Annotated in this window: 9 protein-coding genes; all 9 read right to left on the reverse strand. The window is 32.9% G+C overall.

Translation table 11 applies throughout. The annotated features are described in order from the left end of the window. Nucleotides 1–1632, reverse strand: a complete 1632-nt coding sequence (locus RBR53_05835; GenBank protein ID MDY0132172.1) for an ATP-binding protein — start codon at nt 1630–1632, stop codon at nt 1–3. A 355-nt stretch (nt 1633–1987) separates the two neighbouring features. Then, nucleotides 1988–2836 carry a DNA adenine methylase gene (locus tag RBR53_05840; GenBank protein MDY0132173.1) on the reverse strand — a complete coding sequence of 283 codons (849 nt, stop codon included), beginning with the start codon at nt 2834–2836 and terminating at the stop codon, nt 1988–1990. A 295-nt stretch (nt 2837–3131) separates the two neighbouring features. After that, nucleotides 3132–6284: an efflux RND transporter permease subunit gene (locus RBR53_05845; protein MDY0132174.1), complete on the reverse strand. Its 3153-nt coding sequence runs from the start codon at nt 6282–6284 to the stop codon at nt 3132–3134. Nucleotides 6285–6391: 107 nt separating this feature from the next. Further along, nucleotides 6392–7561, reverse strand: coding sequence for an efflux RND transporter periplasmic adaptor subunit (locus tag RBR53_05850; GenBank protein ID MDY0132175.1), 1170 nt, complete (start codon nt 7559–7561; stop codon nt 6392–6394). A 27-nt stretch (nt 7562–7588) separates the two neighbouring features. Next, nucleotides 7589–8245, reverse strand: coding sequence for a CerR family C-terminal domain-containing protein (locus RBR53_05855; GenBank protein ID MDY0132176.1), 657 nt, complete (start codon nt 8243–8245; stop codon nt 7589–7591). Between the two features lie 88 nt (nt 8246–8333). After that, on the reverse strand, nt 8334–9398 hold the full coding sequence (gene corA / locus RBR53_05860; GenBank protein ID MDY0132177.1) for a magnesium/cobalt transporter CorA: 1065 nt from the start codon (nt 9396–9398) through the stop codon (nt 8334–8336). 192 nt (nt 9399–9590) lie between these two features. Further along, nucleotides 9591–10259 carry a hypothetical protein gene (locus RBR53_05865; protein MDY0132178.1) on the reverse strand — a complete coding sequence of 223 codons (669 nt, stop codon included), beginning with the start codon at nt 10257–10259 and terminating at the stop codon, nt 9591–9593. 1 nt (nt 10260) lies between these two features. Beyond that, on the reverse strand, nt 10261–10920 hold the full coding sequence (locus tag RBR53_05870) for a TrkA family potassium uptake protein (protein MDY0132179.1): 660 nt from the start codon (nt 10918–10920) through the stop codon (nt 10261–10263). A gap of 135 nt (nt 10921–11055) precedes the next feature. Then, entirely contained in the window at nt 11056–13071 is a 2016-nt protein-coding gene (locus tag RBR53_05875) for a potassium transporter TrkG (GenBank protein ID MDY0132180.1), read from the reverse strand. Nucleotides 13072–13416: the final 345 nt, after the last annotated feature.

The following is a 13416-nucleotide window of genomic DNA, read 5'->3' on the forward strand; positions in this document are numbered from 1 at the left end:
TTACTCTGGGATATAAACGATAAATTTTGTCATAATATTTTCCTTTGACTCAACCTCAATATACCCCTCGTGCTGTTTGATTGCTGTATAAACATTGGAAAGTCCAAGCCCGGTTCCCTTTTTTGATGACAAAGGCTTGGTTGAAAAATACGGGTCAAACATTCTGCTGATATTGTCAGGTTTGATTCCTTTTCCTGAGTCAATGATTTCAATTTTAATATAGTTTTCTTCTTTAAAAAGTTTTTCTTTTAAATCTGAATCTTCTTTTATTGTTAAATCCGAAATCTTTATTTTAATTTCCTTATGCTTTGAGTTTGCTATTGCTTCTGAAGAATTCTCAATTATAGCATCAATTGCAGGTTCAAAAATCAAGGGGTTTATACGAAAATATTTAAGATTATCTGCGATTTTAATTGTCAGAGTTAAATCTTTGTATTTATCAACGTACTTATTAAAAAAAGATTTAATTTCAATAGAATTTTTTATAATTAAAGATGTATCTGAAAAGCTGAAAAATTTTTTTGTTATAAGTTCCAGGTGGGAAGAAGCTTTGTTAATTCTTTCAATTATTTTTAAAATATTTTCATTGTTATTTTTAGAAGCTTCCATGGCTGCAAGTGAAAGATTTCCGTGGATTATTGACAAAATATTGTTGATATCATGGGAAATACCTGTGGCCATAGTGGAAACAAGTTTGAATTTGCTGGTAGCAATTTTTTCCTTCTCAAGAGCAATTTTTTCTGAATTCTTTCTTATAAATGATTGAATAACTAAAGGATTGCTGTCTATTCTTACTATGCTAACCTCAACTTCCAAGGTTTTTTTATCTTTTGTCAAAAGAGTGAGTTCTGTTCTGATATTTTTTTTGCCCATTACTTCTTTTATTTTATTTATTGATGTTTTTCTTTCTTGGGGAAGAATAAAAGAATAATATTTTTTGTTTATCAGCTCGTTTTTAGTATAATTGAAAGTTCTTTCAGCAACCTCATTGCAATCAATAATGTTTCCCTCAATGTCTGTTAAGATTACAGAATCGTATGAGTTGTTAAAAAGGGAAGTAAGAATTTCTTCCTTGTTTTTAAGAATAATTTCTGCTTTTTTTCTTGCTTCGTCTGCTTCCATTTCCTTGGTGACATTGGTGAGATTGCCTATTGAAATTGTAACTTTATCTTTAGTAAAAGGAATTACTCTAGCCTGATCTTTTAGCCAGAAGATATTGTTTCTATATTCTATTTTATATACAGCCTCATTAAATCCGGAATTTTCAGTTTCATTTCTTAGTTTTAAAATTTTTTTAAGAAGAAGAGGTTTGTCCTGGGTTTGAATTGTGAGATTAGATTCTTTTTGTACATAAGTTTTTCTTGCTTTTACTGAGTTTTTAAATACTGAGGATAAATTTTTTATATCCGAAGAAAAAAGATCTTTAAAATTATCTCCTGCATATTCATACCAAATTTCATTTTTTCCATCTTTCCAGGCTGAAATATACAAAATTGCAGGAACAAGAAGCTCGTTTATTGATTGAAGACGGTTTATATATGAACAAAGACTTTTTTTCAGGTCAAGAGAAATATCTTGAAATAAAAGTCTTCCTTCATAGTCTTTGGGCAGGGCAGTTTTTTTTTCTTCCATTGGTGCTTTTTCTGATTTTAAAGTGCATAGATTTTATTTATGACTTTGATAATGAATAAAACTTTAAAATAAACATCTCTTATTAAAGAGTAAAAATCAATAAGTTTCATTTATATTTTAATCTAGGAAAGTCAAATCCTTGCTATTTTAATTGCTCTGATTGTTGTGGCTGGGCTTTATTAACAAAAAAGCAAATAAAAACAGGTTTGCAACGAAAACTGGATTTTGTCTTCTGATCTTCTGAAAGCTAAGCTATTAAAATAATTAAAATAAATGAGTGCAAATCAATTGATTGCACTAAAAAAATATTAAATTTAAAAGACAAGCAAATTTTTTTAAAAAATAACAATTAGGCTTAATCGTAGTTTTTCACAAGGACTTCTTTTATTGCCCCTCGTTTTTTAGCATTAGAATTTATAGATCTTTTGGCATTTATAATTGAAAATTTATAATCAGAATATAAGTCTTGAATAAAATTTGTAAAAGAGTTTGATAATAAAAATTTCACTCCTTTTTTATTTAAATTATCGCAAATATTTTTCAATCTCAATTGCTCATCTTTTCCAAAGCCTGATTTGGTGTATCCTGTAAAATTAGCACTATTAGAAACAGGGTCATAGGGAGGGTCTAAATATACAAAATCGCCTTCTTTAGACTCTAAAAGGGATTTTTCAAAATCAATATTTAAAATTTCAATCAAGTTTGTAGACAAATAATTACTTACTGCTTTTATTGTTGTTTCATTAACAATATTTGGATTTTTATATTTTCCAAATGGTGTGTTAAATTCTCCTGAGCTGTTTACCCGATATAAACCATTAAAACAGGTTTTATTTAAATAAACAATTCTTGAAGCTTTTTCCACTTTTGAAAGCTTTGAGTAGATATTTTTGTCTCTGTCTAAACTCCTGATTTTATAAAAATATTCAGGAGTGTTCTCATGTTTTTTTAAATCCTTAATAAGTTTGTCAGGATTGTTTTTTATGGTCTTATATAAGTTTATTAGTTCTTTATTAGTATCATTGATCACTGCTTTTTTGGGTTGAAGATGAAACAATACAGCTCCTCCGCCCACAAAAGGTTCATAGTAAGTAGAAATTTCAGAAGGGAAATGGATTTCTAAATCTTTAATTAATTGTCTTTTTCCGCCCACCCATTTTACAAAAGGAGCAATGGATTTATTGGGGCTTTTTTCTTTAACCATAAAAATAGATACCTGTTTTTAGTTTGAAGATATTGCAAACCTCAGTCTTTGACCAAGCAATTGTATTGGTCGGGGTTAAGTTTGTTTATTTTGTTTACTGACACATTGTATTATAATTAATTGAAAAATGAATATATTCATAAAGTATGAAAACAGTCAAGACAGCAGGTTTTGGGAAATATACAAAGCTTTTTTTGTTTAAAAAGGGCGGTCAGATATTAAATTTTATTTTTGAAAATAAAAACCCCGAAACTAAAAGTTCCGGGGTTTGAATTTTAGTCTTTTCACAAACTAATTATTTTAATTGCTCTTTTAAACTTACAGTTTTTTTCCTTTCAAAAATTCTAACTATAATTACATAGAAAAGAGGAATAAATATAAGAGCAATTGTAGTAGAAGTTACCATCCCTCCTAAAACTCCTGTACCAATTGCATTTTGGGCACCAGCACCGGCACCTGAAGCAATGGCAAGGGGAAGAACACCAAATCCAAAAGCAAGGGAAGTCATGATAATAGGTCTTAACCTGAGTTTAGCAGCTTCAAGGGTTGCCTCTACAAGGCGTTTTCCCTCTTTTCTTCTAAGCATGGCAAACTGAACAATAAGAATTGCGTTTTTGGTTGTAAGACCAAGAACTGTAAGAAGGCCTATTTGAAAATAAACGTCATTTGGAAGACCCCGTGTCATTGAGGCAATAACTCCGCCCACTACTCCAAGTGGAAGTATAAGCATGATTGATACGGGAACTGACCAGCTTTCATAAAGAGCTGCAAGGCATAGAAAAATAACAATCATTGAAAAGGTATAAAGGATCCCTGTTTGTGTTGTTGCCATTTTTTCCTGATATGAAATACCGTGCCAGTCAAAGCCAATACCAGGGTCAAGTTTGGAAGTTAGTTCTTCCATTGCCTGCATTGCTTCTCCTGTGCTTATTCCTTCGGCGGCTTCTCCAAGTATGTTTATTGAAGAAAAAGCATTAAATCTTTCAAGTTTTGGTGACCCGCTTGACCAGTATCCTTTTGAAAATGCAGTAAATGGAGTCATTGTTCCTTTATTGTTTCTTACATATAAATTATCAATATCTTCAGGGAGCATTCTATGCTCATGGTCGGCCTGAATATAAACCCTTTTTACTCTGCCTCCCTGGATAAAGTCGTTTACATAAGCACTTCCAAATGCAGTTGCTATTGTTGAATGTATTGCATCTATTGGGACTCCAAGAACCCCTGCCTGTTCCCAGTCTATATCAATTCTATACTGAGCAACGTCTTCCATTCCGTTTGGTCTGACTCTTGTAAGCCTTTCATCTTGTGCCACCATCCCAAGGAGTTTATTTCTTTCTTCCATGAGCCTTGCATGACCTATTCCTCCTCTGTCCTGAAGCATGAAATCAAATCCTGTTGATATTCCAAGCTCTGCTACAGCAGGTGGGGCAAAAACAAAAACATGGGCATTTTTTATCTGGGAAAATCTTGCCATACATCTGTTTGCAATTGCATCTACTTTAAGTTCAGGGCTTTGTCTTAAATCCCAGTCTTTAAGCTGAACAAAGCACATACCCATGCTTTGAGCGGTACCAGCAAAACTTACACCTGTAAGTGTAAGTACTGAGTCAATTGATTCAGATTCTTCTTTTTGAATATAGTCTGCTATTTCTTCCATTATTTCGTCGGTTTGTTCAAGAGCTGAACCTGAAGGAAGCTGAACCTGAATAAAAAGTGTTCCCTGATCTTCGTCAGGAAGATATGCTGTTGGCATTTTCTGAAAAAGATAAAAAAGGCCGGCAACAATAAGAACATAGATAAAAAGGTATCTAAATCTTTTTCTTAATGTTCTTCCAACAAACATGGTATAAACATCCCTTGTCCAGAAAAACCCTTTATCAAATGCTCTAAAAAAAGGTCGGAAAAGGTAAAACGAATTATCTGAAGGCTCGTGGCCGGGTTTAAGCGGTTTTAAAAATGAAGCACATAATACAGGAGTAAGAATAAGGGCTACCACAACTGATAAAAGCATGGCAGTGATAATTGTAATAGAAAATTGCCTGTAAATAACCCCTGTGGAACCTCCAAAAAAAGCCATTGGTCCAAAAACAGCTGAAAGTACAAGACCAATTCCTATAAGTGCACTTGTGATTTCATCCATTGATTTTGCTGTTGCTTCTTTTGGTGGAAGACCTTCTTCAGTCATAATTCTTTCAACGTTTTCAACAACAACAATGGCATCATCAACAAGAAGGCCTATGGCTAAAACCATGGCAAACATTGTGAGCATGTTTATTGAAAAGCCAAAAAAGCCAAGAACTGCAAATGTTCCAAGTATAACAACTGGAACAGCCATAGTGGGAATAATAGTGGCTCTTAAGTTTCCCATGAAAAGATACATTACTACAAAAACAAGAAAAATAGCTTCAAAAAGGGTCTGAACAACCCCGGTTATTGCAACTCTTACAAATGGAGTAGAGTCATATGGGTAGTTTACTTTCATCCCTTCGGGAAAATATTGGGAAAGTTCATCCATTTTTTTTCTTATATTGTCAGCAGTATCAAGGGCGTTTGCCCCGGCTGCCTGTCTTATTGCCATTGCAGCTGAAGGCATTCCATTGTAAAATGAAGTAATTCCGTAGCGTTCTGTACCAAGCTCAGTTCTTCCCACATCTTTTATTTTTACAATGGAACCGTCTTCATTAACTCTAAGAGGAATATTGGCAAATTCTTCAGGTGTTCTTAAAAGGTTTTGCACTATTATTGAAGCGTTAAGTCTTTGGCCTTCAACGCTGGGAGCAGCACCAAATTGTCCAGCTGAAATTTCTACGTTATAAGACCTTAAAGCAGCAATAACATCGTTAATTGTCATTTTGTAACTTATAAGTTTATCTGGATCAAGCCAGATCCTCATGGCATACTGGGGACCAAAACTTTCAACTTCACCAACACCAGGGACTCTTGCAAGAACGTTTTCAATGCTTGACTGGGCATAATCTCTTAAGTCATGGCCGTCCATGCTTCCGTCTTCTGAAATAATACCTACAAGCATTAAATAGTTGGCAGTTGATTTACTAACCATGATTCCCTGTTTTTGAATCACTTCAGGAAGACTTGCCATTGCAAGCTGAAGCTTGTTTTGAACCTGAGACCAGGCAAGGTCTGGATCTGTTCCCGGAGTAAAGGTAAGTTCAATTCTTGCTGTACCAGATGATTCACTGTCAGATGTCATATAGAGCAAGTTGTCAAATCCCGTCATTTTCTGCTCAATGATTTGAACAACACTGTTTTCAACGGTTTCAGCAGAAGCACCAGGATAAAAAGTACTGATTGAAATTGACGGTGGTGCAATTGGCGGATACTGGGCAATGGGAAGATTGTAGATTGCCAGCCCGCCCAGAAGCATTATTACTATTGAAATAACCCATGCAAACACAGGTCTTTCAAGGAAAAATTTAGAGAGCATGTTTATATATCTCCTTTAAACTCATGTCTTAGGATTTTTATTCTCACTTCTATTTAAGGTTTAAATAAAAAAGAATGCAAAAAACAAAAATCCTTTTATTTCAGGAATTATTGGGGTTTAAATTCACTACCCTCAACAATGGCTCCTGCTCTTATTTTTGAACGACCTTCCACAACAACTTTGTCACCATCTGAAAGGCCATCAATTATAAGCCATTTGTTGTTGATTGCCCGGTTTATTGTAAGCATTCTTAACTCAATTTCCCCTTTTTCACTTACTATATAAGAAAATGGTTCTCCTTTAGGTGTTCTTGCAACACCTTCCTGGGGAGCAAGAATGGCATTTTCTGCAATACCTTCTTGAAGAACAGCTCTAACATACATACCTGGAAGAAGTATTCTTGAAGGATTTGGCACAACAATTCTAAGCAAGCTTGAACCTGTGTTTGGATCAACTATTACATCCCTAAATTTAAATTTGCCTTCAATTGCATGGGATTTACCATTTTCAAGAATAATATTTACTTTATTTTCATCCTCATTTTTTTGAATTGCTTTAGACTCTAGGTTTTCCCTAAGCCTTAGCATATCTGAGGTTGACTGGGCAGCATCAACATAAATTGGATCAAATTTGTGAATTGTTGTTAAGGGTGTAGGCTGATATCCTGTAACAAGAGCACCAACAGTAACAAGGGATTTTCCGATTCTTCCTGAAATTGGAGCTTTAACATCTGTGTATCCAAGATTAATTTCGGCCCTGTCAACTTCTGCTTCAAGATACCTTATTTGAGCAAGAACTTGATCAAGTTCGGACTTTACATCGTCATATTGCTGCTGGCTTATGGCTTTACCACTTAAAAGTCTTTTGTATCTGGCTTCCATTGATTTAATCGGAGGAAGGCTTGCTTTTGCTTTGTCAAGAGTAGCTTTTGCTGCCTTAAGAGCAGCCTTGAAAGGAGCGTCATCAATTTTATATAAAATCTGACCTTCTTCTACATCTGCTCCTTCTTCAAAAAATCTTTTTTGAATAATTCCGTTAACCTGGGGTTTGATTTCCGAAACAAGGTAAGCCGATGTTCTTGCCGGAAGCTCAGTTGTAAGCTCTACAGACTGAGGCTTGATTGTTACATAGGTTACTTTTGGAATCTGACCATAGCCTTGGGGTTGACCTTGTTGATCTTCGGGTTTTGAACACCCGGTAATAACCAGAGCTGCTGAAATCAGAATAACACTGAAAGCACAGGTTAAAAAATTACTCATCTTTTTTTCAGGCTTCATTAAAATCCTCCGAAATTTGAACTGAAGTTAATTGTTTTTTTTGTTAATCTCTTTTTTTACTTCCTGAATTCCTCCAAGGGAGAATAAAGTGATTTGATTTGTAAGCATTTCAATATCTTTTGTGTTGAAATCTTTGGGACAAAGCCCTTCAATCACTTCCTTTCCCTTGAAAAACTGAAGGCATTGACCAACAATACTGATTGTGCATAAAAAAACCGCTATTTCATTTTTGTTTTCTTTTTCAATTCCCAGAATTTCTCTTACTATTGATGCAAGATATTGCTGGGAAGGTTTGATAGATTTTTCAATGATTTTGTGAACAACATTTGTAGGATTTGCAAACTCCTGAGCCATTAATTTACCATGCCAGGCAGGGAAACCATCATCAAGGATTCTTAAAAGCATTGAATTTATATAGGCCCTGAGTTTGTCTTCAGGTGATGAGTTTTTTTTAAGTCCCAAATCTGGAGGGTATTTTTTCAAAGCTGAGATATGTGTATGTTGGAGTACTTCCTCGTAAAGATTTTTTTTATCCTTGAAATGGTAGTTTACCGAACCAACGTGGGTGCCGGCACTATTACAGATTTCTCTGATAGTTGTAGAATTGAAGCCTTTTTGAGCAAAAATTTCTCCTGCAGCTTCCATAATTTTTCTTTTAGTGTCGTTTATTTCAACTATATCCATTTTTTTCCCTTATTATTTACAAATCGAACGCTAGTTTGGAACAATTGTTCGAATTTGTCAAATAATAAATTAAAATTTGTAAATTTTTTTAGAGCCATTTTTTATTTTTAAAAAATCTTATTATAAATAAGGCTGTTACAATAAGAACTCCCCAAAAAATAAAATAGGAATATTTGTATTTAAGCTCAGGAAAATATTCGAAGTTTGTTCCATAAACTCCTGAAAGAAAAGATAAAGGAATAAAAACAGCAGAAAACAAGGTAAGAAATTTAATTATTTCATTTAGTCTGTTATTTATCCAGGTATTGTAGATAGCATGCTGGTCTGAAAGAATTTCTCTGTAAGTTTCAACAACTTCAAGAGCCTGGGTTGAAAGATCGAAAAGATCTTTAAGAAAGGGGATTGTAGATTCTATTATGAGTTCAGAATCCATGATTGAAAGTCTTTGAACCAACTCTTTTACAGGTCTTATTGTTTTTCTTAAATAACTTATTTCTCTTTTGAAAGTGTTTATTTTTGTCAAAGTTTCATCGTCAGGAGATTCAAGGATTTCTAGCTCAAGGGTTTCAATTTTTCCGCCTATTTTTTCAATGATAATAAGATAGTTGTCCAGAAGTGAATCAAGAAGGGCATAGCAAAGATAATCGGATTTCAAACTTCTTATTCTTCCCCTTTTATTTCTTATTCTCTCCCTTACCGGCTCAAAAACATCTCCTTCTCTTTCCTGAAAAGTAATGAGCAGATTTTCTTTTAAAATAAGACTTACCTGTTCATTAAATACTTTTCCGTTTTCCTCATTATAATTAATCATTTTAATAACAATAAAAACTGAATCCTCATATTCTTCAATTTTAGGACGCTGACCTGTATTTGCAATATCTTCCATTACAAGAGGGTGGATATTAAATTTTTGAGCAATTTTTTTAAGTTTGTCTGGGTTGTGCAGTCCTGTGATATTAAGCCAGGTTATTGAGTCTTCATCTTGAAATTTTAAACTCTCATCAATTTCATCTGGGTTTGATTCATCAGAGAAGTCTTTGTTATAATTGAAAATTTCATAGGTAACAGAATTTACTTTTTTATCACCTATAAAAACAGCTTCTCCCGGGGCTTTGCCTGTTGATGCTTTTTTGTTTTTTAAAAATCTTGCCATTTTTTTCCATTTTTTTTTATTTAATTAATGAAAGAAAATTGAGGTTTATACTTTTAAATAAAATTTTAAATTTAATTCAAGAAGTAAATCAGGGTTTTTTAATTTTACAAAGATTAAGCTTAATAATTTTAAAGTTTTGTGTTTGTGGTATAGATAAAAAAGGATTTTAGAATAATTAATTAAAAAAATCTATTAGAATAAAGTCCTTTCACCCTGATTTTTATCTATATATTTGTTTAAATCAGAATAAATCAGTTCAATATCCCTTGGAAGAGCTGTTCCTGAACATCTCCTCATTTTGTCATTTTTAAGGTTGGCAATAATTACTTTGTGAATTTCATCAATGGGAACTAAAAGGTTTTTTATAATGCTTCTTTTGAAAATAAGTCCTGCAAAATAAACAAAACCTGCCATAAAAACAATTGCCCAGGCTCCGGCATATCCATATTGTTTTGCTTTTAAATCAGCCTTAATCATTGCATGTCTGTTGATTTCTGAGAGCTTTAAAATATGGTTGATTGTTTCTTTTTTTTTCAACATATTTCCACTAAAGGCATCTTTGTGTTTTTTTATTATATTTTCAAGTTCTTCTGCTTCTCCTTGTTCTGTAAGATTAGCTTTTGCAGAATCAATGGCTGATGTAAAATCTTCTAAAAGTTTTTTGTCGGAAGTGTTTTCTGGATTTGCTGCAATGGATGCCAGCATAATTTCGCAGGCATAAAGAGAGCGTTCGTTTCTTGCAATTATATGTTCAATGGCAGGAGACATTCTTACTAAAACCCAGATTGAACCAAAAGCCATAAGAAGGTTTGATATGATAAGAATCCAGATTCCTGCTCTTAAGGAGTTTGAGGTTTTCATCTTATTTCCCTTTGATAAGTTGTGGTATTAAATCTTCATTTACTGCAATAACTAAGGTGTCATTTTCATTTAAAGGAAGATTTGGATTTGGAAGTACAATATTTCCTGATATTTTTTTTCTAAAACCCACAACAATTGCTCCGAATTTTTTTGGAAGTTCCAGTTCTGCAAGAGTTTTACCAATCATATATGGCTGGGCTCTGATTTCAGTAAGATTTAATTCGTCTCCAAGAGGGGAATTGGCTATTTCTTTTCTGTATAAAAGTTTATTGGCAAATTTTTTGCCAAACTCCATTTCAGGATTTATAATTTCATGGGCTCCTACAAGTCGTAAAATTCTTTCATGGACCCTGTCATTTGCCCTTGAAACAATATATGGAACTCCCATTTGCCTTAAAAGAGCAGTGCAAATAATAGAAGACTCTCTTGAATCATCTCCTATTGCACATATAACAGCATCTCTTTTTGAAGGATTAAGGCTTGAAAGTTCTGTTTCATCAGAGGCATCCATTATAACAGCTTCTGTTACAAAACTTGCTGCTTCTTCAACACGGTTCTTTTTAGGATCAACTGCAAGTACTTCAGCTTTTCTTTCTGAAAGTGTTCTGGCAAGTGACATTCCAAATTGACCAAGGCCTATTATTATAATTTGTTGAGCCATTTTTTCTCCTGTTTAAATAACTGGGGAATTAGTTTTTTATTTGGGAGTCAGATTTAAAGTTTAACCCTGGAAATTTCCATTTTTTTGTTAAACTTGACTCGTCTACAGATATAAATCTATGATTTTAGTAAATAATTAAGTGATATTTATTTTTTCCTCTGGCCATTTTGCAAATCCTGATCTTGCTTCTTCTCTTAAAAACATGAAAAGAGTAACAGAGCCTATTCTTCCAATAAACATTGTTGTCATTATAATTACCTTACCAATTTCATCAAGCAAAGCGGTTGCTCCTATTGAAAGACCAACTGTTCCAAGGGCAGAGGCGGCTTCAAACAGTATTTGAGATGGGCTGATTGTTTGAGTTATTTCAAGCATAATTACAATAAAAAACCAAAGCATTAATCCTGCAACAATTGCTGTTATTGCTTTATTTATACTTTCCTGGGGAATTGTTCGTGATTTTACCACAATGTTTTTTTTACCTTTAATATTTTCAATAAAGGTAATAAAAACAAGTGCAAATGCCGTTGTTTTTACCCCTCCTGCAGTACTTCCAGGGCTTCCGCCTATAAACATGAGAGCAATCATTGTTATAAGCATTGGTTGAGAAACTGAGTTTAAATCAACCGAGTTAAACCCCGCAGTTCTAAGTGTTGCAGACTGAAACCAGGCATTGCTTAGTTTGTTGAAAAAATTAAATTCAGATAAAAACCCGTTCCATTCAAAAAGCAAAACGCAAATAGTTCCCAAGCTAAGTAAAATAAGTGTTGTTGTAAGAGGTATGTAAGCGGATAAAGGAATTTTTTGTCCTTTAATCCATTTTGGAATCAAAAATGTTGTTGCAGGTGCAATTCCTCCTAAAATAATAAGGGTTGCAATTGTTTGGAGTATAAGTGGATTTGTGTTGTAACCTAAAAGATTGTCTGATTGAAGTGCAAAGCCAGCATTGCAAAAAGCTGAAACAGCAGTAAAAATTCCTTTAAAAACACCTGAAGTAAAAGACTCCCCATTTAAAGTAAAAAGAGTTGAAAGAATAACAGCTCCCAATGCTTCAACAATAAAAGTAAATAATACAATCTGTTTAAGGCTTGAAAAAAGTGTTTTATGATCTGTGTTAGCAGTTGATGCTATTATTTTTTCATGTTTTAAACTTAATCTTTGGCCAACTGTGTAAAGTGCAGCAGCAGTTATTGTCATAATTCCAAGTCCGCCAAGCTGAATAAGTAAAAGAATGAAAAATTGTCCTATAATTGAGAAGTCCAAAGAAGTATCAAGAACAATAAGCCCAGTTACACAAACAGCACTTACTGAAGTAAATGCTGCGTCAATAAAGCTTATTTTTATTCCAGATGAACTTATAGGAAGAAAAAGCAGAAAAGCTCCCAGGGTGCAAAGAAAGAGGAATCCAGAAGTTAGTATTCGTGCAGGATGATCCAAAATAACTTCAAGCCAATTCATTTTTGAATAAAACTTTTTTTCTCTGGAAAGAATTAACAAATTCAATAAAGCTATAAAAAAAGGAATTAAAAAACATAATTTTATAAATGAAAAAACTATGAAAATTAAAGTTAAAATTCCATATATAATATAAAGATATTTCAGGATTTTATTGTTTTTAGACCTGGCAAATCTTAAAAAAATAATTTGATTTACAAAAATTGATAAATGGACAGCTGCAGATGAAAATAAAAGATTTTTTTCAAAAGGAAGAAGACAAATTAAAAAAAGAGCAGTAAAAGAAAAAGATCCCCATAAAATCCTTTTAAAGCATCTTTGTTCATGGGTTGTTATATCAGATAGTTTTCCAGATTCTAATTTATAATCTTTTAAAATAAAACAAATGCTTATTAAAGATATTAAAGCAAAAAGAAAGGCAAAGTGGTTTTTGATTAAATTTTCATAAAATGACAAAAAACATAAAAGAGCTGAAAAAAAGCCGATTTTTTTTGCAAGCTTTGGATGGGTTGTTAAAGTTGATGCACATAAAATGCATAAACTAAATGAAATAAAAGCAGGTAAAGACCATATTAAAGACTGAATAAGGGAGTCTTTTTTAAGTACGGGCAAAAAGGGGAAAAGGGAAAAAACCAGGAGTCCGCCCTCAGCACCTATTGCACTTATTGATCTTTTTGATTTTTTAATTGTTTGCATTTACTCTCCAACCTTGCTCTTTTTATATCACAATCCTGGTTGGCTGACAGTTTTTTTAAGAGAATCTGAAAAAAAATATCTGGATTTAGTAAGAAAATATTTGGATTGTCCTAATTGGATAGTTTCTTTTTAAAATTTATAAATAGTCATTGTCTTAAAACTGGAAATTTGCTTGATTAAAGAATGAAAGTTTTAAGTGTTGTTTCTTTACTAAAATGTTGAGTGCTGATGAATAAGGTAACTAAAGACCAAAACTTTAGAGTTTTTAGCTAAACATAAAAGTTAAAAGCTGATGTTTTTAATTCTTTAGTAGACAAATAATAGTTTAATTTTTGAAAGGAAAAT

Source organism: Desulforegulaceae bacterium, assembly GCA_034006035.1.
In the GTDB taxonomy this organism is placed as follows: Bacteria; Desulfobacterota; Desulfobacteria; order Desulfobacterales; family JACKCP01; genus JACKCP01.

Coding starts and splice junctions, on each gene's coding strand:
- corA (MDY0132177.1), bottom strand. CDS start 9,398: ATGGCAAGATTTTTAAAAAACAAAAAAGCATCAACAGGCAAAGCCCCG.
- RBR53_05840 (MDY0132173.1), bottom strand. CDS start 2,836: ATGGTTAAAGAAAAAAGCCCCAATAAATCCATTGCTCCTTTTGTAAAA.
- RBR53_05875 (MDY0132180.1), bottom strand. CDS start 13,071: ATGCAAACAATTAAAAAATCAAAAAGATCAATAAGTGCAATAGGTGCT.
- RBR53_05835 (MDY0132172.1), bottom strand. CDS start 1,632: ATGGAAGAAAAAAAAACTGCCCTGCCCAAAGACTATGAAGGAAGACTT.
- RBR53_05850 (MDY0132175.1), bottom strand. CDS start 7,561: ATGAAGCCTGAAAAAAAGATGAGTAATTTTTTAACCTGTGCTTTCAGT.
- RBR53_05865 (MDY0132178.1), bottom strand. CDS start 10,259: ATGAAAACCTCAAACTCCTTAAGAGCAGGAATCTGGATTCTTATCATA.
- RBR53_05855 (MDY0132176.1), bottom strand. CDS start 8,245: ATGGATATAGTTGAAATAAACGACACTAAAAGAAAAATTATGGAAGCT.
- RBR53_05845 (MDY0132174.1), bottom strand. CDS start 6,284: ATGCTCTCTAAATTTTTCCTTGAAAGACCTGTGTTTGCATGGGTTATT.
- RBR53_05870 (MDY0132179.1), bottom strand. CDS start 10,920: ATGGCTCAACAAATTATAATAATAGGCCTTGGTCAATTTGGAATGTCA.